The sequence below is a fragment of the Marinoscillum sp. HNIBRBA16962 genome (assembly GCF_057801515.1).
In genome coordinates this window covers 3,617,829-3,635,960 of sequence record NZ_CM173603.1, presented here as the reverse complement: position 1 = coordinate 3,635,960, position 18,132 = coordinate 3,617,829, and the positions used below count along the sequence as shown (strand labels likewise).

The following is an 18,132-nucleotide window of genomic DNA, read 5'->3' as shown; positions in this document are numbered from 1 at the left end:
TTCACCCTGCTTTACCAGTGCGCCTCCCAGCTCGAGCAAAGACTTTTTTCGCCATAGTTTAGTTTACCTCCATAACCTACCAGGTCACCGTTGCTGCCTATTACCCTGTGACAGGGAATAATGATGGCTATCCGGTTCTCTCCATTGGCTTTAGCCATAGCTCTGATCACTTTTTTGTCACCAATCAATTCTGATTGCTGAGCGTAGGAACACGTTTTTCCATAAGGTAATGAAAATGTCAGGCAAGGTATCACACGGAAAAGGAACGTTATGGAAAATTTGGCTAACTTCCATTTATGGAGACCTGGATTGTACTGGTGGTTATTTTTGTTATTCTTCCTGTATTTTTTTGGCACAGGGTCAGGACCATTAATCGACGTAAAGAGTCTGTATCTGTCAGGTGTCCGTACTGCGAGACTGATCAGCGAATAGACCATTTGAAAAATTATACCTGCATCCATTGCTCAGAACTGGTTCGGTTTTTTGATGATGAAGGCACTCCGTTGGTTTCTGCCGAAACTTATGATTGTGAAATTTGCGGGAGCCAAAACTTTGTAGGGGTCCTTAGCTGTACAGCCTGCGGTAATGGCAATAAAGCAGGTGTTCCAAGTAATTCGGCCAGCTGACGAATCAGCTGGCCGAATTAGACAACTTTATTCCCTTCTCAAAGAGTCTGCCGGATTATCAGATGAGGTTTTATAAGAGTATCTGAGGGTTTTACTCGGTACCCATACGCCGCACCATGAAGTAATAGACCAGAAATCCAAGACTGACACTCACAGCAAAGATCCCGTAAGGAAGTGCCGAGTCGTACCGGTAAGGTATGGCATCCAACAGGATCAATCCCAGTCCTCCAAAAAGTATGATCAATCCCCATTTCAGGGAACTTAGTCTTGATTCGGACTGGCTTTTCAGTAGTTGTGTAGCGTCATCACCTACAAGCCCTTTATCGACCATCTTTTTCTTAAGATAGTAGTCTGTAAGGGTTTTGGTAAACAAAACGATACCCGCAGCTATGGTTCCGAGCACGCCTACAGGTAATAGTACTTCCATTAAATTGTGATCCATGATTTTGAATTTTTGTTTGTTTCTTCTTATGACAGTAAGGTGTAAGTGAAATGTTGCAAGGTTTTAGAAAAAATTTTTCGTAAATTCTATGGGTAATTGCAACATCACAAAAAAGACTGATGTCATATGTGCTGAATGGATGATAGAAGTCTGGTAAAAAGAATCCTGGATGGAGATGCACAGGCATTTAAAGAGCTGATAAACACCTATCGGCGCCTGGTGGCTCATATGGTGGCAAGACTGGTTGACAATGACCTGGACAGGGAAGAGCTATGCCAGGATATCTTTGTCAAAATCTATGATAATCTGGGAAACTTTAAGTTTGATTCAAAGCTCTCCACCTGGATTGCCACGATAGCTTATCGTATGGCGATCAATTTTTTAAAGAAGAGCAAAAGGAGGCTCGAAGAGGAAGATCTGGATCATGTGGCTTTTTCCGTAGGAAAGGAAGATAAGGAGCTGGAGGATAAGGATTATGCCAGGTTTATTCATACGCTGATTGAGCAGATGCCATTGAATTACCGCACAGTGTTAACGCTCTATCACATTGACGGATTTAACTATCCGGAGATTGTAGAGGTGACGGGAATGCCGGAAGGTACCGTGAAAAATTATTTGTTTAGAGCGAGACAGAAACTAAAAGACCTGTCTATGCCTTATATTGGGAAGGAAATACATCAATTATGAACCGAAAAAACATTGATGAGCAGCTGGATAAAGCCTTAAAAACTGAGCCAAAGTTTTCATTATCTGACGACTTTGCGGATAAAGTGCTTCATAAAATAGACCTGCGTAAAGAGGCTGATGAAAAGCACTATGCCAATGCTCTTATTGCGGCTATTGTTGGTTTTTTGGTTATCTCAGGAGTCAGTCTTGGAGTATTTCTGGACAAAGAGATCCTCGCTCAGCTGATGGACGTGAGTGGGTGGGCGGTTGTTACCGGTCTGCTGGTGGTGCTGATCCAGGTTTTGGACAGTAGGATCATAAAGAAAAAACACCAGTTGACTTGAAAGCCTAACCAAATTTTTTGGTGTAATCGGAGATCGCTTTATCGATAATCTCTATGGCTACATTGCGTCCCTGCATTTCTTCGATCACTACAGTCTTATTCTCCAGCTTTTTGTAATCCTCAAAGAAATTTTTCAACTCCCGGACAAAATGCGGTCCCAGGTCTGAGACATCGTTGAGGTGGCTTACGCTCATATCGCCATCTGCCACTGCGATGATCTTATCATCTTTTTCTCCCTGGTCCAGCATCTGCATCACACCCAGGACTTTAGCGGGAACGATGCAGAGAGGCTCCAGCACGATTTGGGAAAGAACAAGGATATCCAGCGGGTCGCCATCATCACAGTAAGTACGGGGAATGAACCCGTAGTTTGCGGGATAATACATGGAGGAGTAGATCACGCGATCCAGTATGAGCATACCGGAATCTTTGTCCAGTTCATATTTGGCCCGGCTACCCTGAGGAATTTCGATGATGCCATTTACAACACCGGGTGATTCTTTGCCAATTCGGACACTGTGCCACGGGTTCATCATAACTTATTCGTTTGTTAGATTTAATTTAAAGTTCTTTTCATTTGGGTCTCAGGGATGAAATCACTCTGGTTTGGAATTATTATCTTGTGATGCCCTTAACCCAAAAGTACATTAACCTTTTATGAGAACCCCACTTTGCCTGATTGGTTTTTTTCTTGTTCATATCTTGTTGGGGCAGGACCCGAAGCAAATAGAAATCATAAGAGATACTTTTGGTGTTCCTCATATCTATGCTCCCACAGATGCAGGGGTGGCTTACGGGTTGGCCTGGGCGCATTCGGAAGATGATTTCAAAACCATGCAGCTCACCTTATTGGCAGCTAAACAAATGCTTGGTCAGCACCTTGGGAAAGATGGTGCAAAAGCTGATTATGTAACCGCGCTTTTGCGATGTGATAAAGTGGTGGAGCAGGAGTGGGACTCCTTATCTGATGACTACAAAGAAGTAATAACCGGCTATACCAACGGGATCAACGCCTATGCAAAAAGGTACCCGAAAGAGGTGCTGGTGGAGGACGCTTTTCCGGTTACCGTCAAAGAGGTTTTGTCAGCTTATGTGCTTTCACTATCGGTCATTTCAGGGGTGGATTGGGTGATCGGTAATTTGGTCACGGGCAGGGTGGAAGAAGCCCAAAAACCAAAAGGAAATGGCTCCAATGCATTTGCATTTAGCCGGAGAAAAACCACAGACGAGTATGTGTATTTGAATGTCAATTCGCACCAGCCATTGGAGGGACCTACAGCCTGGTATGAGGCTCACCTGGTAAGCGACGAAGGATGGAATGCTTTGGGTGGTTTGTTCCCCGGAGCAGCTACTATTTTTCATGGGACTAATGAGGATCTGGGATGGGCCCATACGGTAAATTACCCTGATAAGATAGATGTTTATCAGCTGGAAATGCATCCTGAATATCCATTAAAGTATAAGTTTGATAATGAGTGGAAAACCCTTGATTTAAAAGAAGTTAAACTTTCAGTCAGAATATTATTTGGCATAAAAATAAGGGTCAAAAGGGAGGTTTACCGGAGCGTTTACGGACCTGTGATCAAAAACAATAAAGGCTTTTTTGCTTTTAACCTGGGAACACTCCACGACCTGCGTGCCCCTGAGCAATGGTACCGGATGAACAAAGCCACAAACTGGGAGGAGTTTAGGGAGGCGCTGGCGATGGTGGCTATCCCCGGATTCAACATCGTATATGCTGATCGGGAGGATAATATCTATTACCTGGGTAACGGCAAAATACCCATCCGAGATCCCAACTATGACTGGTCCGGCACACTGCCCGGTGATACCTCCGCAACCCTTTGGAATTCGTTTCACCAGCTTGCGGATCTGCCCCAGGTTCTGAACCCAAAATCGGGTTACGTCTTCAATACCAATAATGGTGCTTTCAATGCAACTGCTGAGCCGGACAATGTGGATCAGAACGACTATGACCCTACCATGGGCTACCGCGAATTTGAGAACAACCGAAGTACGCGATTTGTGGAGTTGGTCAGCCGGTATGACTCGGTAAGCTGGGAGGATTTTCTTAAAATCAAATACGATGATTCTCTTCCAAAAGAGCTTGCTTACCCGGTAGACCTGGACCCGCTCTGGGAGCTGGACAGCTTGGAGAATATGAAGTATGCTTCACTCATTAAAGTACTGCATACCTGGGACCGGACTGCCCACTTTAAGAGCAAAGGAGCCGCCCAGTTTATGATCCTCTACAGATTCCTGGTAGAGCAGCATCGCTCTAAATATACCGGTGTTCCTTATCCGCTTACCGAGGAAGAAGCTTGGGAGGCGATAGCATACACTCACCGGTACCTGAAGAAGTATTTCAGCCGCATCGATATTACACTCGGCGATTATCAGCTGCTGGTCAGAGGAGATTTTGAAGTGCCTGTTAGCGGAATCATAGATGTGATTACTGCTATGGATGCCGAACCTTACAAGCATGGGCGGACCCAAGCTGTACAGGGAGAATCTTACATCATGCTGGTCCGGTATCCGGAGGAGGGGTTACCCATCATCGAGACGATCAATGTCTTTGGCGCATCCAATCACCCGGAGAGTCCGCACTACAAGGACCAGATGCTGATGTTTTTAAAACAGCAGCGCAAAAGGATGACGCTGGACATTGAAAAGGTTCGGGAAAATGCTGAAGCTGTTTATCATCCGGGGTAGGTATTATGCCAGGGTCTGGGGCACAGACCATGTGATATTCCGGAACCACAGGGTGGGGAAAGGTAACTTGGTAACTTTCATGCCGGAGGTAGATGGACAAGCGCCATAGGGGGCGCCTGTGATAGGAGGATAATTTCAAGAATTTGTTGTTCTGTTCAGCCTTGAACAAGTAGTCCAATGATGTGTCCCACAGAAACACGTGTACCTTTGACTGTTCCAGAAGTGCGCCATACCAGATGAGAAGTATGAATCTTGCGGGACCACTCATGCACCATCAGAGCCCATCCCGGGTAATTTCCTCTCCTCCATGCCAAATAAAATTCTGTCATGTTGATATTTTAGCCTCCATGCAAAATAATATTCCGTCATGTTACTGCTCGCATGCTCCATGCCCGGCATGGAGGGGTATATGATCAACATGGAGGGGTACTACATTAACATGGAGGGGTCTATGACCAACATGTAGGGTACTACATTAACATGGAGGGGTGTAATACCAACATGGAGGTACCTTAGTGCACCATGGAGGCTTACTTGCTGGTCCAGTTCGCACTGTAGTAGCCCTGCAGCCGCTTCTCATCCTTCCGAAAGACAAACTTACCGACCTCCCGGATCTCATCTATGGCATCTTCAGCAGGGTATAGGCTTTGTCACGCAAGATCTTCGCACTGTTTTTGTCGGCCTGCTCGCCGTTCATAGCAGCCAGCAGTACGCTCACCTCCGTACCCTTTTCGTTGGCAATATCCAGTTTGCCCAGATCAAGCTGCTGATAGATTCCAGCAGAGGTTATCGATAATTTAAATGAAAAAATTGGCACTTTGGAAAGTGAAATCAATCGTTATAAGACCCAATTGGAAAAACAGCTGTTAACCCTTACTGAGACCTCAGTAACCCAACAACCTAAACAACCCAACTACGCCACCTTCTTCACAGCGGCTTGTATCTCACCTGCCTGAGCTACGCCGGTTTTTCGCCAGACGACTTTACCATTTTTGAATAGGAGGAGAGTAGGGATACTGCGGATATTGTACTTCATGGCTGCTTTATTGTTACGGTCCACATCTACTTTCAGTATGTGTATGTTGCTACCAAGATTATTTTTCACCTCATCAAGGATGGGCGGCATCATTTTGCATGGGCCACACCAGTCTGCATAGAAGTCTACCAGTGTAGGTGTATTTTGATTGATCAGTTCGTGGAATTTCGCCATAGCGAATCAATAACTCAAAATGGGGTGGAAAAGTTGCGGGAGTTGGGGCATTAGTACCTTAAGATTCAAATCCTGACATAATTTGGCAGAATATTTTTTTGGAATAATAAAACAGTAGCGGTAGTTGGCAGGAGCAGTTGGCAGTTAATAAAAAACATATGGATAGTAGAGGATATATATCCGAAATATTTTTCAAGTAAAATGACCGATGCTGATGGAGAATGTACGGAAACACAGATCTGGTTTACCCCACTGCCTACTGCTCCTGAGTTGCTTTGGTTCTGGCCAGGCCAGGTTAGGAAGGTTAGGGTGTTAGGATATTTAGGAGTTTGGACCTTAAGCCTCAACAACTCAAAATAGTTGCTCTATGCAGTGTGAAATCCTCAAATACCTCTTTGATATTAAAGAATCGATCCAGTCTATAGATGAATATCTTGGAGAAAAACGTGATTTCAATGAGTACAAGTCCAATAAATTGCCCTAAATAAGTTTGCAGAACAACCCAAAGCGCCAACAACCAAAAGTCTTAATAGCCCAAAGAACCTAAATACCCAAAGCCCTAAGAACCCAAAGACCAATAAAGAATATAAGATGCCGTAGTTCCCTTCTCCTTGATCTTCATGCTGGTAGAGAACTTCCCAAACTTATCCTCACCAAGGATCATCTCAAACGTACCGAGAAAATCATTGGGGCTGAGGTAGTCATAGTCCCAGAGCTCAATAACGATAGGCTTATGGGGATCATCGTGCTCTATATCCACATCCAGATCAAAAGTTTCGGAGATGTCAATCCCGACAAACTTCTCGTTAACCGGCCAGATTTTTTCTCCATTGTATTTGAGAAACACTTCATCCTCATCTACTTCGTCATTGACGATACACTGAAGCTTGGTTAGGTGTACGGTAGGCATAATTGGTAAAATGCGATGATTAAAGGGATGAAAATACGCAACTTTTCTCTTTTCTGGTTCTACTTGGTAGTATTTCCTTTCTGAAAGTCAGTGAAAACCTCGTCTACAGGCTCCCATAGTTCAATCTTGTTGCCCTCAGGATCCATAATATGTACGAACTTTCCGTAATCATATTCTTCGATCTCATCCACTACTTTCACCCCCGCTTTTTTCAGGTTCTCTACCAGCTTTTCGATGTGGGTCACCCGGTAGTTAACCATAAATTCCTTTTCTGAAGGCTGGAAATAGGTAGTGTCATCCTGAAACGGACTCCATTGCAGGTAGTTCAGTTTATCCGGGTCATTTGTGTTTCGAAATTCGAAAAGGGAACCATACTTATCTGTGACAAGTCCCAGATTGTCTTTGTACCAGTTTTTGATCTTTTCGGGGTCTTTGGATTTAAAAAAGATGCCTCCGACTCCTGTTACCCTTGGTTTATCGTCCATGCTTTTTTGATCAAAGAAGCAGGAATTCTGTCTGGAAGTCAAGCGGTAGTAGAAAAATCACCCGAAAGGATGAGGAGAAATCAGGACATACCTGGCTTTATGTTTTTCTCCGCATTCTCTGCGACCATTTTTATTCGTTTTTCTCTGGTTGCTTTTCTTTTAGCCATGTTTATGTAAAAGATATATCGTGCCTGATAGGATTGGGTAAGTGCATTAAAATTCTTCCATGCTGTGGGTTTATTTTTTAAAGCGGCTTCCAGGTCTTTGGGAATTTCAGCTCGTGTTTGCATGTCATAGGCCGCATCCCACCTGCCAGAGTGTTTGGCTTCATTTATTTTTTCTAATCCATACGGGGACACCTTGTTATCAGCCAGGAGCTTTTCGGCTATTTCGCGATTTACTTTAGACCAAAGACTTCCGGGCTTTCTGGGGCCAAATCGTCTGACGTACTTTTCATCATCCACTCGTTTGATCAGTCCGTCTATCCATCCAAAACAGATAGCTTCTTCCAGAGATGCATGGTAAGGCACAGTAGGTTTTTTAGTGTGTTTCTTATAGTAAACCACCCATATCTCATTGGCACTCCTGTGATTCTTAGTCAGCCATTCGTGCCATTCTTTCCGGTTTTTAGGATAGAAGGTGTCCATTTTTTGTGATCGTTACCTTCGCTTCAAGTTACGAAAAGTGGAGCTGTATGACTAAAATGAACCACTCTGAATGCGGTTTGCTTCATTTACCGGTTTCAGGTATTCATAAACCCAGCAGTCCAGAAAGCCTTCAGGAGTTTTTATGGGTCTGATTACACGTTCGTATTCAGGATTGGCTTTGACAAGCGGAAGAGCATGTTCGTATTGGTCTAAAACTGGCAGCAGTTTATCCGGATGCTGCATTTTAAAAACTTCTCCCCGTACAACATAGCCTGCAGCCTTATCAAAAACGACTCCCGGGTAATGAACGATGCGATAGATCCTGCCCTGGTAAAATCCCGGACAAACAAAGTCCACATCCATAGGAGGCGTTTTGGTTTGTGAGTTTCCATGATAGGCTCTCTTCAGAAAACCATATGCGAAGAGGTACTCGCTCATTTACCCTGACAATCCTTTAACGCTTCTTCTGCCGCCAGCCTCTGTTGTTCTGCTATAACCATTTGCTGCTCTGCAAGGGCCTGTTGCTCAACAGCTCTTGCGGCTTCCAGCTCCGCTCGCTTTTCGTTTACTTCAGCAATCTCTTTGTACTTATCAACCTGACTTTCAAGCTCATTAGTTTTCATCCGGCTGAAAACCGCCAGGGCGGCGATGATCAGGATATAGATGAAGTGTATGCCGTATTTTTTCATTTCTGCTTCGATTCACAATCCTCAATTGCTTTCTGTGCCAGTTTAGCTTGTTTCATGGCTTCAGCTGCCATTTGTTCGGCTGCCTGTTGAGCTTCTACTGACATAGCCGCCTGCTCCTCAGCAATTTGCTGTTGTCTTTCAGCCATCTCTTTATATTCTTCTATTTTTTCGGTCAGCTCGTTAGTCTTCATCCGGCTGAAAACCGCCAGGGCGGCGATGATCAGGATGTAGATAAAATGTATCGTATATTTTTTCATTGATTAAAGTTTGGTGCAAATTATTATTCCCGTAGACCAGTCTATCCGGGTCATCTGAATGTCTTGCCTGTTTTCAAGGGTTTCAGCAAGCTTTTCAGCTTTCTCTTCGTGACCTTCCGGCCAGTTGGACTGAGGGAGCATATCATCAATGATATAGAACCCCCCGCTTTTCACCAGGGCCAAAGTTTCTTCCAGTTCACTGTATTTTCCCGGCCAGGCATCTGCAAAGATCAGGTCAAACTTCGGTCCCCGGTAGTTTAGTATCCAATCAGATCCATCGGCACATATGATCTCTACTTTGGCGCTAGAGCCGAAATAGTTTCTGGCGATCTTAATCAGTTCAGCATCATTATCTATTGTGATAAGCCTGGAGTTTTCAGTAAGTCCGTCTGCCATCCAGCTTAAAGATAACCCAATGCCCGTTCCAAGTTCCAGCACCAAAGCATCATTTTTAGACGAAATCAGTGTTTTTAGCAGGGAGCCAACGAGTCTGTCCGAGGGCATAGTAAAGCCAATTTCTTTGCATTTGGACTCCAGCTCAGACAATAAAGAGGGAATCTGTGGTCGGATGGATTCATTCATAAAGAAAAGTTTATTTCTGAGCGGCTTTACAGGCTTCGAGTTCTTTTTTAATCTCCAAAGCTTTAGTTTCTTCCATAATAGCCCGAGCAGCTTCTTGCTCTGCCAGTTTTTCTGTTTTCGCTGCTCTTTCAGCAAATTCCCTGGCCAATTGCTCCTGCTTTACGGCTTCATTAGAACGAATATAAGCTAACACAACTAAAAACAGAATGACCATGATGTACAAGACGTGAAAGATATATTTCTTCATAATGGCGGTGTTTTAATCAATAATGAATCTGCACCAGACTTTCTGATGCATATTTGTAGTGATTTTACTGAATGAATTTCTAAAATAATGATTTACACGGAACTGCTTGGATTTACTGCTGCTTTTTGTACTACTATTGCTTTCCTGCCGCAGGCAGTTAAGACCTGGCGCACTAAGTCTGCCCGAGATTTGTCCCTCCCGATGTTTTTGATCTTTTGTATAGGTATTATTCTCTGGCTGGCCTATGGAGTGATTATCACCAACTGGCCCATGATTGTGGCCAATTCGCTCACCTTTTTTCTGGCCGTTTCTATTTTGTATCATAAGGTTAAGTATGGATAATTTACTGTGAGTCAATTAGTTGGTATATTCTTTTAAAAAAAACTTTGATCAAACTTGTAACAAATCGGCCAGGCTTGAGACTAAATAAGCGAGTGAAAACAATAAGCCGATGAAAAAGCCATTCAGGAAGTATTTGATTGTTTTGGGGATTATGATCGCTTTGTTTTTGGTTTATACTATGCAGGTAGATATTCCGACTTCAAGGTTGACCTCCGGGAGTCATCACCAGGTAAAAAACCAGATAACTACACAGTTCACAGGAGTGGTAAGTTCCACGGTATTGAAGTTCATCAGTAGATGAGTGGACAACCCAAAGTTGATTTTGCTGAGATTGTAGCTGAAAACAAGCCGTCTATTTATCGAATATGCAGGGCTTACCTGGGTTTTTCAGAAGAAGTTGATGATCTGTTTCAGGAAGTGCTTATTAATATCTGGAAAGCCTTGCCCGGGTTTAAAGGAAACGCCAAACTCAGTACGTGGATCTATCGGATCACCGTAAACACTGCTATTACTTACCGGAGGAAGCTTAGTAGAAACGCATCGGAAAATGTTTCGATTAATGGATATGAGCATGCCCTCAAAGATGATCTCTCAGAGCGGAATGAAAAAATAAAAGTTGAGATTCAGCTCAATCAAATGATGGACCTTATCAAACAGCTTCAAGAGGATCAGAGGATCATCATAGGGCTTTACCTGGAAGATCTTTCTTATAAAGAGATAGCAGAGGTAGTAGGTAAGGACACTAATTACATAGGGGTAAAGATCAACCGTATAAAAGAAAAATTGGCCAAAATGATGCAGTGATGGATGAGTTGGAAAACCTTAAATCAATTTGGAAAAGTCAGTCTATAAGTTCTGAAAAGGCAGAAAAGCTGGAGGACTCTATACAGCTGGCATTGGATAAGCAGCGCAGAAAGATCCGAAGAACCAATGTGTTCGCCTCTTTCTGTATGCTTGCTACATCGGTGTACCTGGTATCTGTAATGGTTAATTACCCGGATGAGTCGCTGCTGTTTTATCTTTCTATTTCAGGAGTGATCTTACTGATGGGCCTGGTGCTCGTCATTTTGTGGAAGCGGTCTCTGAAACCTGCCGCGCACCTTGGCGAGTCCAGCGAGGAGTATATTGTTCATCAGCTTAAGCGACTAAAAAGAAACAAGAAAGTCATCCAGTTATCACCGGTATATGGATTTCTGCTCGGTGTACTTATCAATGCTTATGCATATTCTTTGATGGAACATGCCACTACGGAGTTTGTCTTTTGGGTAACCAATATCAACTGGGCTTACATTTTTCTGATCAGTTATCTTTCTTACATCTATAAGATCAGGCGTTTCAGGAAAAACCTGGAGCCTTTGATTTCAGACCTGGAGCGGTTCAAACATGACCTGGACATAAAAAAAATCTAATACAATCGTTCTCATAAATTGCACGCCCTTATTCCTTTTCAAATTTGTAAAATCGTTAATTTGATCTTCATATCTTTGGCCATAATCAAGAAGCAAAGAGATTAGGATCAAATGGCAAAGAAAGTTGCAATAGGAGTAGATATAGGAGGCACATTGACAAAAGTAGGGATTGTAGACCGGGGAGGTACACTTTTTCAACATACGGATTTTCCTACCAGTACACATGAGGTCTTTGACGATTACCTGGATGAGCTTAAAAACCACATTGAATCATTAAAGAAGAAACTGGATTTTGAATACGAGGTACTGGGTATTGGGGTAGGAGCTCCTAATGCAAATGCTTTCAGAGGTACGATCGAATATGCAGCCAATCTCATATGGAAAGGGGTAGTTCCTTTTAGTGAAAAACTGAAAGAGCGCTATGACCTTCCTGTATTCATAACCAATGACGCGAGTGCTGCAGCTATCGGTGAGATGATATATGGTAGCGCTCAGGAGATGAAGGACTTTATGGTCATCACTCTGGGAACCGGACTCGGCAGTGGTATCGTGGCAAATGGTAAACTTATTTATGGGTTTGACTCGCAGGCGGGTGAGCTTGGACATGTGATGATTGAGCGAGGAGGCCGGATGACGGGGCTGGGCCGCAGGGGTGGACTGGAAGCCTATGTATCCTCCACAGGACTCAAGAGAACAGTGTTTTTTCTCCTCTCAGACCTGATGGATGACAGTGAGTTAAGAAATTACTCGTATAATGACCTGCATGGAGAGATGATTACCAAAGCAGCAGAAAATGGTGACCCGATTGCCCGGGCCGCTTTTGAGATGACCGGACGTATCCTGGGTGAGCAGTTGGCTAACTTTACCACCTTCTCCCATCCCGAAGCTTACTTTTTGCTTGGAGGTCTTGCAAAAGCGGGCAAATGGATCTTTGACCCGGCCAGCAGACATCTGGAAGAAAATTTATTACCGTTTTACAAAGGGAAAGTCAAACTTCTACCTTCAGGCATGATGGATAAAAATGCCGCCATTCTGGGTGCAGCAGCCCTGGTTTGGGAGCAGTACAAGGAAGACTAACTTTTATACTATACTATGAATATCCTGCTTGTAGAAGACGAAACTGGTCTTGCGGATTCTATGATCCGGTATCTTAAAAAAGAAGGATATCATGTAGAATGGGCTGAAAACCTTAATGACGCCCTGGAAAAAGCCTGGTTGTATTCTTATGATTGTGTAATTGTGGATATTACGTTGCCAGATGGTAGCGGACTGGAGGTTATTCAGCGTCTGAAAGACCTGAAGTCCAAATCAGGCATCATTATAGTCTCGGCCAAAAATGCGCTGGAGGATCGAATTAGAGGGCTTGATATCGGAGCTGATGATTACATGACCAAGCCCTTTGATCTGTCTGAACTCAATGCGCGGGTAAAAGCAGTCATTCGCAGAAGAAGCTTCGATGCACAAAATGAAATTACCTTCAATGAGATAAAGGTTGAGCCATATGAACACCGCGTCACGGTAAATGAAGAACCTTTATCACTGACGAAGAAAGAATTTGACCTGCTTTTATATTTCATATCCAATCAAAACAGGGTAATTACCAAGGAGTCTATCGCAGAACACCTCTGGGGGGATGATATGGATATGGCAGATTCTTTTGATTTCATATATTCTCACCTGAAAAACCTGAGGAAGAAAATCCAGGAAAAGGGAGGTAATGATTACATAAAGACCGTATACGGGATAGGATATAAGCTCGCCAAAGAATGAAACTGCTTTCCATTGCTAATCGGTATTACCTGGTCGTTTTGATCCTCGTCTTTGCAATTGGGAGTGTGTCAGCATATTTCACTTTAAAATCCATTATCAACAAAGAGTTTAATGAAAAGCTGCTGGCTGAAAAAAAACAGCTTATTTATGAGCTGCACACTTACGATGACCTGAAGGACACCTATTACCTTAATATTGGTGACCTGATCGAAGTGGAGGAAGTGGACTCAGACCCAAATCTGGAAACCACTTTGAGGGATACGGTGATGTACGATCAGTATGAGAAAAAAGAGCTCCCGTTTCGGATCATGACATTTTCGGATCAGTTTAATGGCAAATACTACATTATCCAAATTAAGAAGTCGCTGCTTCCCAACCAGGACCTGATAGAAGGTATCAGTGAGATTATGATTGGTCTGGTGCTTGCTCTGGCCATATCCCTGGGAGTCCTGAATCGTTTCATATTTAAACGGCTTTGGGCGCCTTTTCATCAGATTGTAAACCAGCTTTCCCATTTTAATATTAAAAAGCCCGTCCCTATCAGTGTGGATACCAATAATGTAGAAGAGTTTAGGGAGCTGAAATCAGTCCTGGATATGATGATCGAAAAAAACATCCGGGACTATAAGAACCTGAAGGAATATACCGAGAATACCTCTCATGAGATACAGACTCCTCTCGCTATCATTAAAAACAAAGCTGAAGTACTTCTGCAGGAACCACTTAGTGAAGAGGTGCTGACTGACATATCCCGGATCTACGAGGCGGCCACTCGTCTTTCACGACTCAAAGAAGGGCTTTCGATGCTTTCAAAAATTGAAAACAATCAATATTTGGAAGCTGAACCCATCAATATCCGGGAGTTTATTGATATGAAGCTGGAAGCGCTGGAGGAGGTGATAGAAATGAAGGATTTAAAGGTGACAAAGGATATAAAGGCCGACCCAAAGATCATGGCCAATAATGATCTTGTCTTTATGCTGATCACAAACCTGATAGGGAATGCTATCAAGCATAATGTAACTTCAGGCAGCATTCATTTTGAACTTGACAGGAATACCTTCCTTATAAAAAACACCGGAAAAGAGCCTGCTATTTCTACTGATCAACTATTTGACAGGTTTAAGCGCTCAGCTCAAATCTCGGCTGATGGATCAGGACTTGGCTTGTCACTGGTCAGGCGAATTGTAGAGTTTTACGATATGCAAATCGAATACATCTATAAGGATGGCTGGCATATTATCACCATTGATTTCAGTTCATTAGTAGTCTGACCGTGTTTTTCCGTATTTTCTACTAGTTGCGGCGGGATAGTTTTCTAATACTTTTGTTGTAAGTAAAATTTGTTAACCCTTAAATAAAGTGAGGTGTGTTTCAGTCCACCAAAGGCACCTCTTAATGTTTATGAAGTTCAAGATAGTAGTAGTATTTACAACCTTTCTGATAGTTTTTTCTTCGTCGGCACAGGATAAAGAGAGGAGTGATGTCCGGTTATTGCTGGATGAAAGTGGTGATCGCTATGTGAAGTTTACTGGGCTAGGCCAGATATGGTTAAGGCATACAGACTTAAATAACGGGAGTACGATCAATGGTGAGGATACAGACCAGTATACCGATATAAGTATCAGGAGATTGCGATTTCAGGTAATAGCTCAACTAACTGACCGGGTTTTTTTCTATACGCAGTTTGGTCAGAACAATTTCCTTTTCCATTCGGAAAAATATACGGGTGCATTCTTTCATGATGCGGTTTTGGAGTATGCTGTAGTTAAAGAATCGTTATCGATAGGGGGTGGACTTACCGGGTGGAGTGGTTTGACACGGTATGCTTCTCCCAGCATTGGCTCTATCCTGTCACTCGATGCACCGCTATATCAGCAGGCTACTAACGGGGTAAATGATCAGTTTATCAGAAAGTTAAGTGTCTATGCCAAAGGGCAGCTGGGGAAACTGGATTACCGGGTAGCCCTTACTCAACCCATGTCTGTTAGCGGGCTGACGGATTCCCAGACAGAACCGCTTAGTACGCAATTTTCCTTTGCTAATGGCGCTCCGGGTAAACAAATACAGGGATACTTTAAATACATGTTTTTGGATAAGGAATCCAATCTTACACCCTATCAGGCAGGTGCCTACCTTGGTAAAAAGCGAATATTCAATATTGGAGCAGGTATCATCTATCAGGGAGCGGCTATGTGGGCGCTGGATAATAACGGAGAGACCACCTATGGAGACATGCTGTTGCTGGGAGCAGATATTTTCTATGACGAGCCCATCAACGAAAACAGTACTATTACAGCTTATGCAGCTTTTACAAATTATGACTTTGGAAATGGGTATATCCGAAATGTAGGGGTAAACGGTGTAGCAACAGGGCTATCTTCACCAAATCCGGGTGGTGCAGGTAATGCATTTCCTATGGTGGGTACCGGCAACACTTTTTATGCTCAGTTTGGTTATTTATTTGGCAAAGATTTTATGACTCAGGGAGGTAAGTTTCAGCCCTTTGCCTCGTTGCAGTACTCTGATTATGATTATTTGAGTGATGGAATGCTCATGTATGAGGTAGGAGCTAACCTGCTGACTTCCGGAAGCCACGCAAGTAAATTGAGCCTTATGTATCAAAGCCGTCCAACTTATGAAATAGAAGCCGCCAATATTGTGGCTGATGCTCGTAAAGGGATGGCAGTATTACAGTATCAGGTTAGTTTTTAGGCTGACAGGTGATTCAGAGAGTCACCTATCAATTTTAGTACTTTTTTTGGTTACCATTATGATGTTTGACGTATTCAGTAGTATATTTATTTTTTCAACAGCTATGTATTATGAATTACCGTCTCCCAAAAGTGGCCACATTTTTGGCCGCAATAATTGCATTTTCCGCGTCTGCCCAGCTTTCAGATCCGTTAGTTCATCCCAAAATTTGGTTAAAAGTACAGTCTGATTCCAGTGTGATCAATAACTATTGGAGGGATTACAGTGGCTACAATCATGATGGTTATTTCTCGGATCAGGTCCAAAGCGGCTCACTAAATTTTAATCAGTCCGTTCTTTTTGAGCAAGGTGCTTATCTGGAAATACCATTTAATGTGGACAGTCTGTCAGACCTAACCATATTTACGGTTTTTCATTCGTATGATTCATTGGAAAGTGTAGTATGGTCATCGGAAAACACACTATCCCGAAACATTTTGCTAACAACTCAAAAAGCTCTGGGACCGGATAGCGCCTATGATGCATACGATGTATTTAAAGGATTACCTTCAAGTAGTACCGTATTTCAGCGCTGGGATAAAGATGAAGAGCTGAGTGAAGCAGCCTCTATTGTAATTGGAAAAACCAAAAGCAACGGTGATGTAAAATCATTCACTGGCCATGTTTCTGAATTTATCTTGTTTGACCGGGTATTGAGCTTCCTGGAACGAGTTCAGGTAGAAACCTATCTGTCATTAAAATACGGGATCAGCAAGGCTACAGGCAATTATGTGAGCTCTTCCGAAACGGTCCTTTGGGATCGGAAAAAATTTGAGGAATTCGGACACAATATCATTGGTATAGGCAGAGATGATGGGTTTGGGCTTAACCAAAAACAAACCATCAACAGCCTTGATACCACCACCTTTATAAGCTTTGGTGCAGGGCCGCTTGCTGTAGATAATGAACAGAATAGTAAGGCACTGAATAACCTGGATTTTATAGTAATAGGTGATAATAAGGGAGCCCATGTCATGGACATTCCTGATTCCCAGACAGGTCTACCGGTGTTGGACAGAAGGTGGCTTGTTTCTGTCAAGGGGGAAACGGCCAGCACTATCGAAACTACTTTACAACTGGATCTAACCCAATTGCCCTATGATTCACTTGGTTATTGGTTAGTGATTAACCGGTCAGGAACTGAATTTCAGACAGATCAGCTGGAATTTATTTTGCCGGACAGTATCAATAATGATAGCATCGCTTTTTTCCATAGCATTCAATGGGATACCGACTTGTCCGGGACCGATGCATTCAGTCTTGCGCACGTTCAGCCACTGCTAGCAAAGGTTCAGGACATCCAAAAGCCTTTGTGTACAGCACCTGGAACGGGAGAAGCTTCCTTTAAGGTCATTGCCGGTAAGGCCCCTTTTCGATACCGGGTTATTAGGAGGAAAAGCAATTATGATCATTTTTTCAGCGGAGGGGATTATGTGACTGAAACCGGCCTGGACGCGGGAGAGTATCAGCTTCTGATCACAGATGCCAACGGGTCAGAATATAAACGCACATTTTCCATAGAGGTGCAGGATGCTATTGCTTTTGACCTGGGAACCGAAAAAGACCTGAAGGAAATGGATTCGATACGTCTGGACGCCCGGGACTATGTGGCAGACAGCCTGAACGTAACCTTTGAGTGGACTAATAACTTTGGTTTCAGGAGCCAGGGACCTGAGGTTTCAATAACAGAATCCGGTATTTACAGCCTGAATGTAACCAATGAGGAAGGGTGCGTCTTCTCAGAAGAGTTGATAGTCTCCGGCTCTCCATTTGAAAAGGTGGCTGTATATCCATCGATTTCCACTGATGGCTTTTATAGTGTCAATGTATCCCTCGATCAGGAGAACGCTGTATATATCAATGTATTTAGTATGTCCGGAAATCTGGAAGCCAGGATGGAGCATAGCGGACAACGTGAATATAGATTCGAAGGACATCTGCCTGGATCAGGGATGTATATGATCTCCATAGAAACACCGGAAGGGGTCTTAACCAAAAAAGTAATTAAACAGTAAACTCATTTTTTCACCAGCTACCTAAC

At 43.2% G+C, this 18,132-nt stretch carries 26 protein-coding genes; 13 read left to right on the top strand and 13 right to left on the bottom strand.

All coding sequences use genetic code 11. The features are described from left to right. Positions 1–11: 11 nt before the first annotated feature. Positions 12–254 (bottom strand): methylated-DNA--[protein]-cysteine S-methyltransferase, encoded by a 243-nt coding sequence (locus AC3E9V_RS15070; protein ID WP_488748960.1) that lies wholly within the window; start codon positions 252–254, stop codon positions 12–14. A gap of 42 nt (positions 255–296) precedes the next feature. On the opposite strand from AC3E9V_RS15070, the gene AC3E9V_RS15065 reads away from it, so the two are divergent. Continuing rightward, entirely contained in the window at positions 297–626 is a 330-nt protein-coding gene (locus AC3E9V_RS15065) for a hypothetical protein (RefSeq protein ID WP_488748959.1), read from the top strand. A gap of 91 nt (positions 627–717) precedes the next feature. Here AC3E9V_RS15065 and AC3E9V_RS15060 read toward each other — a convergent pair whose 3' ends face one another. Next, the gene (locus AC3E9V_RS15060; protein WP_488748958.1) at positions 718–1,068 is read right to left on the bottom strand and encodes a DUF6249 domain-containing protein; all 351 of its coding nucleotides are present in this window, start codon (positions 1,066–1,068) and stop codon (positions 718–720) included. Positions 1,069–1,203: 135 nt separating this feature from the next. Here AC3E9V_RS15060 and AC3E9V_RS15055 point away from each other — a divergent pair, with 135 nt between their 5' ends. Together AC3E9V_RS15055 and AC3E9V_RS15050 are read left to right on the top strand one after the other, a co-directional pair. Then, positions 1,204–1,755 carry an RNA polymerase sigma factor gene (locus AC3E9V_RS15055; protein ID WP_488748957.1) on the top strand — a complete coding sequence of 184 codons (552 nt, stop codon included), beginning with the start codon at positions 1,204–1,206 and terminating at the stop codon, positions 1,753–1,755. Next, on the top strand, positions 1,752–2,078 hold the full coding sequence (locus tag AC3E9V_RS15050) for a hypothetical protein (RefSeq protein ID WP_488748956.1): 327 nt from the start codon (positions 1,752–1,754) through the stop codon (positions 2,076–2,078). The genes AC3E9V_RS15055 and AC3E9V_RS15050 overlap by 4 nt, the downstream gene beginning before the upstream one ends. A 4-nt stretch (positions 2,079–2,082) precedes the next feature. Here the strand turns inward: AC3E9V_RS15050 and AC3E9V_RS15045 are convergent, their stop codons facing one another. Then, positions 2,083–2,613 (bottom strand): inorganic diphosphatase, encoded by a 531-nt coding sequence (locus AC3E9V_RS15045; RefSeq protein WP_488748955.1) that lies wholly within the window; start codon positions 2,611–2,613, stop codon positions 2,083–2,085. A 121-nt stretch (positions 2,614–2,734) separates the two neighbouring features. Here AC3E9V_RS15045 and AC3E9V_RS15040 point away from each other — a divergent pair, with 121 nt between their 5' ends. Next, positions 2,735–4,789 carry a penicillin acylase family protein gene (locus tag AC3E9V_RS15040; protein ID WP_488748954.1) on the top strand — a complete coding sequence of 685 codons (2,055 nt, stop codon included), beginning with the start codon at positions 2,735–2,737 and terminating at the stop codon, positions 4,787–4,789. A 619-nt stretch (positions 4,790–5,408) separates the two neighbouring features. On the opposite strand, the gene AC3E9V_RS15035 is transcribed toward AC3E9V_RS15040, so the two are convergent. The 10 genes from AC3E9V_RS15035 to AC3E9V_RS14990 form a co-directional block, all read right to left on the bottom strand. Beyond that, the gene (locus tag AC3E9V_RS15035) at positions 5,409–5,606 is read right to left on the bottom strand and encodes a hypothetical protein (protein ID WP_488748953.1); all 198 of its coding nucleotides are present in this window, start codon (positions 5,604–5,606) and stop codon (positions 5,409–5,411) included. A 96-nt stretch (positions 5,607–5,702) separates the two neighbouring features. Then, positions 5,703–5,999: a thioredoxin gene (trxA, locus tag AC3E9V_RS15030; RefSeq protein WP_488748952.1), complete on the bottom strand. Its 297-nt coding sequence runs from the start codon at positions 5,997–5,999 to the stop codon at positions 5,703–5,705. A 559-nt stretch (positions 6,000–6,558) separates the two neighbouring features. After that, positions 6,559–6,909, bottom strand: a complete 351-nt coding sequence (locus tag AC3E9V_RS15025) for a C2 domain-containing protein (protein WP_488748951.1) — start codon at positions 6,907–6,909, stop codon at positions 6,559–6,561. 59 nt (positions 6,910–6,968) lie between these two features. Further along, positions 6,969–7,394, bottom strand: coding sequence for a VOC family protein (locus AC3E9V_RS15020; RefSeq protein WP_488748950.1), 426 nt, complete (start codon positions 7,392–7,394; stop codon positions 6,969–6,971). A gap of 80 nt (positions 7,395–7,474) precedes the next feature. Beyond that, complete coding sequence (locus tag AC3E9V_RS15015; protein ID WP_488748949.1) at positions 7,475–8,041, bottom strand: YdeI/OmpD-associated family protein; 567 nt, start codon at positions 8,039–8,041, stop codon at positions 7,475–7,477. Between the two features lie 51 nt (positions 8,042–8,092). Beyond that, positions 8,093–8,479 (bottom strand): gamma-glutamylcyclotransferase family protein, encoded by a 387-nt coding sequence (locus AC3E9V_RS15010; protein WP_488748948.1) that lies wholly within the window; start codon positions 8,477–8,479, stop codon positions 8,093–8,095. Continuing rightward, entirely contained in the window at positions 8,476–8,730 is a 255-nt protein-coding gene (locus AC3E9V_RS15005) for a hypothetical protein (protein ID WP_488748947.1), read from the bottom strand. The genes AC3E9V_RS15010 and AC3E9V_RS15005 overlap by 4 nt, the downstream gene beginning before the upstream one ends. Continuing rightward, on the bottom strand, positions 8,727–8,987 hold the full coding sequence (locus AC3E9V_RS15000; RefSeq protein ID WP_488748946.1) for a hypothetical protein: 261 nt from the start codon (positions 8,985–8,987) through the stop codon (positions 8,727–8,729). Before AC3E9V_RS15000 ends, AC3E9V_RS15005 begins: the two co-directional genes overlap by 4 nt. Before the next feature lie 3 nt (positions 8,988–8,990). Then, a complete protein-coding gene (locus AC3E9V_RS14995; RefSeq protein ID WP_488748945.1) occupies positions 8,991–9,569 on the bottom strand; it encodes an O-methyltransferase in 579 nt (192 codons plus the stop codon). 10 nt (positions 9,570–9,579) lie between these two features. Then, positions 9,580–9,816: a hypothetical protein gene (locus tag AC3E9V_RS14990; RefSeq protein WP_488748944.1), complete on the bottom strand. Its 237-nt coding sequence runs from the start codon at positions 9,814–9,816 to the stop codon at positions 9,580–9,582. Between the two features lie 87 nt (positions 9,817–9,903). Between AC3E9V_RS14990 and AC3E9V_RS14985 the strand changes: the two genes are divergently transcribed. From AC3E9V_RS14985 to AC3E9V_RS14945, 9 genes are all read left to right on the top strand, one after another. Beyond that, a complete protein-coding gene (locus AC3E9V_RS14985) occupies positions 9,904–10,158 on the top strand; it encodes a SemiSWEET transporter (protein ID WP_488748943.1) in 255 nt (84 codons plus the stop codon). Positions 10,159–10,267: 109 nt separating this feature from the next. Next, entirely contained in the window at positions 10,268–10,459 is a 192-nt protein-coding gene (locus tag AC3E9V_RS14980) for a hypothetical protein (protein WP_488748942.1), read from the top strand. Further along, on the top strand, positions 10,456–10,962 hold the full coding sequence (locus AC3E9V_RS14975) for an RNA polymerase sigma factor (RefSeq protein WP_488748941.1): 507 nt from the start codon (positions 10,456–10,458) through the stop codon (positions 10,960–10,962). Before AC3E9V_RS14980 ends, AC3E9V_RS14975 begins: the two co-directional genes overlap by 4 nt. Next, entirely contained in the window at positions 10,962–11,567 is a 606-nt protein-coding gene (locus AC3E9V_RS14970; RefSeq protein ID WP_488748940.1) for a hypothetical protein, read from the top strand. The genes AC3E9V_RS14975 and AC3E9V_RS14970 overlap by 1 nt, the downstream gene beginning before the upstream one ends. 111 nt (positions 11,568–11,678) lie before the next feature. After that, complete coding sequence (locus AC3E9V_RS14965) at positions 11,679–12,644, top strand: ROK family protein (protein WP_488748939.1); 966 nt, start codon at positions 11,679–11,681, stop codon at positions 12,642–12,644. 15 nt (positions 12,645–12,659) lie between these two features. Next, positions 12,660–13,337: a response regulator transcription factor gene (locus tag AC3E9V_RS14960; protein WP_488748938.1), complete on the top strand. Its 678-nt coding sequence runs from the start codon at positions 12,660–12,662 to the stop codon at positions 13,335–13,337. Continuing rightward, entirely contained in the window at positions 13,334–14,611 is a 1,278-nt protein-coding gene (locus tag AC3E9V_RS14955) for a sensor histidine kinase (protein WP_488748937.1), read from the top strand. Before AC3E9V_RS14960 ends, AC3E9V_RS14955 begins: the two co-directional genes overlap by 4 nt. A 130-nt stretch (positions 14,612–14,741) precedes the next feature. Continuing rightward, a complete protein-coding gene (locus AC3E9V_RS14950) occupies positions 14,742–16,052 on the top strand; it encodes a hypothetical protein (protein WP_488748936.1) in 1,311 nt (436 codons plus the stop codon). 110 nt (positions 16,053–16,162) lie between these two features. Beyond that, on the top strand, positions 16,163–18,106 hold the full coding sequence (locus AC3E9V_RS14945; RefSeq protein WP_488748935.1) for a T9SS type A sorting domain-containing protein: 1,944 nt from the start codon (positions 16,163–16,165) through the stop codon (positions 18,104–18,106). Positions 18,107–18,132 lie beyond the last annotated feature (26 nt).

Excerpts from the sequence above, each read along its gene's own strand:
- AC3E9V_RS15045 (WP_488748955.1), bottom strand. The coding sequence starts at position 2,613 with ATGATGAACCCGTGGCACAGTGTCCGAATTGGCAAAGAATCACCCGGT.
- AC3E9V_RS14970 (WP_488748940.1), top strand. The coding sequence starts at position 10,962 with ATGGATGAGTTGGAAAACCTTAAATCAATTTGGAAAAGTCAGTCTATA.
- AC3E9V_RS15065 (WP_488748959.1), top strand. The coding sequence starts at position 297 with ATGGAGACCTGGATTGTACTGGTGGTTATTTTTGTTATTCTTCCTGTA.
- AC3E9V_RS14985 (WP_488748943.1), top strand. The coding sequence starts at position 9,904 with ATGATTTACACGGAACTGCTTGGATTTACTGCTGCTTTTTGTACTACT.
- AC3E9V_RS15015 (WP_488748949.1), bottom strand. The coding sequence starts at position 8,041 with ATGGACACCTTCTATCCTAAAAACCGGAAAGAATGGCACGAATGGCTG.
- AC3E9V_RS14960 (WP_488748938.1), top strand. The coding sequence starts at position 12,660 with ATGAATATCCTGCTTGTAGAAGACGAAACTGGTCTTGCGGATTCTATG.
- AC3E9V_RS14945 (WP_488748935.1), top strand. The coding sequence starts at position 16,163 with ATGAATTACCGTCTCCCAAAAGTGGCCACATTTTTGGCCGCAATAATT.
- AC3E9V_RS14995 (WP_488748945.1), bottom strand. The coding sequence starts at position 9,569 with ATGAATGAATCCATCCGACCACAGATTCCCTCTTTATTGTCTGAGCTG.
- AC3E9V_RS15020 (WP_488748950.1), bottom strand. The coding sequence starts at position 7,394 with ATGGACGATAAACCAAGGGTAACAGGAGTCGGAGGCATCTTTTTTAAA.
- AC3E9V_RS14965 (WP_488748939.1), top strand. The coding sequence starts at position 11,679 with ATGGCAAAGAAAGTTGCAATAGGAGTAGATATAGGAGGCACATTGACA.
- AC3E9V_RS14980 (WP_488748942.1), top strand. The coding sequence starts at position 10,268 with ATGAAAAAGCCATTCAGGAAGTATTTGATTGTTTTGGGGATTATGATC.
- AC3E9V_RS15055 (WP_488748957.1), top strand. The coding sequence starts at position 1,204 with ATGGATGATAGAAGTCTGGTAAAAAGAATCCTGGATGGAGATGCACAG.
- AC3E9V_RS14990 (WP_488748944.1), bottom strand. The coding sequence starts at position 9,816 with ATGAAGAAATATATCTTTCACGTCTTGTACATCATGGTCATTCTGTTT.
- AC3E9V_RS15050 (WP_488748956.1), top strand. The coding sequence starts at position 1,752 with ATGAACCGAAAAAACATTGATGAGCAGCTGGATAAAGCCTTAAAAACT.
- AC3E9V_RS15025 (WP_488748951.1), bottom strand. The coding sequence starts at position 6,909 with ATGCCTACCGTACACCTAACCAAGCTTCAGTGTATCGTCAATGACGAA.
- AC3E9V_RS15010 (WP_488748948.1), bottom strand. The coding sequence starts at position 8,479 with ATGAGCGAGTACCTCTTCGCATATGGTTTTCTGAAGAGAGCCTATCAT.
- AC3E9V_RS15000 (WP_488748946.1), bottom strand. The coding sequence starts at position 8,987 with ATGAAAAAATATACGATACATTTTATCTACATCCTGATCATCGCCGCC.
- AC3E9V_RS15060 (WP_488748958.1), bottom strand. The coding sequence starts at position 1,068 with ATGGATCACAATTTAATGGAAGTACTATTACCTGTAGGCGTGCTCGGA.
- trxA (WP_488748952.1), bottom strand. The coding sequence starts at position 5,999 with ATGGCGAAATTCCACGAACTGATCAATCAAAATACACCTACACTGGTA.
- AC3E9V_RS14975 (WP_488748941.1), top strand. The coding sequence starts at position 10,456 with ATGAGTGGACAACCCAAAGTTGATTTTGCTGAGATTGTAGCTGAAAAC.
- AC3E9V_RS14955 (WP_488748937.1), top strand. The coding sequence starts at position 13,334 with ATGAAACTGCTTTCCATTGCTAATCGGTATTACCTGGTCGTTTTGATC.
- AC3E9V_RS14950 (WP_488748936.1), top strand. The coding sequence starts at position 14,742 with ATGAAGTTCAAGATAGTAGTAGTATTTACAACCTTTCTGATAGTTTTT.
- AC3E9V_RS15005 (WP_488748947.1), bottom strand. The coding sequence starts at position 8,730 with ATGAAAAAATACGGCATACACTTCATCTATATCCTGATCATCGCCGCC.
- AC3E9V_RS15040 (WP_488748954.1), top strand. The coding sequence starts at position 2,735 with ATGAGAACCCCACTTTGCCTGATTGGTTTTTTTCTTGTTCATATCTTG.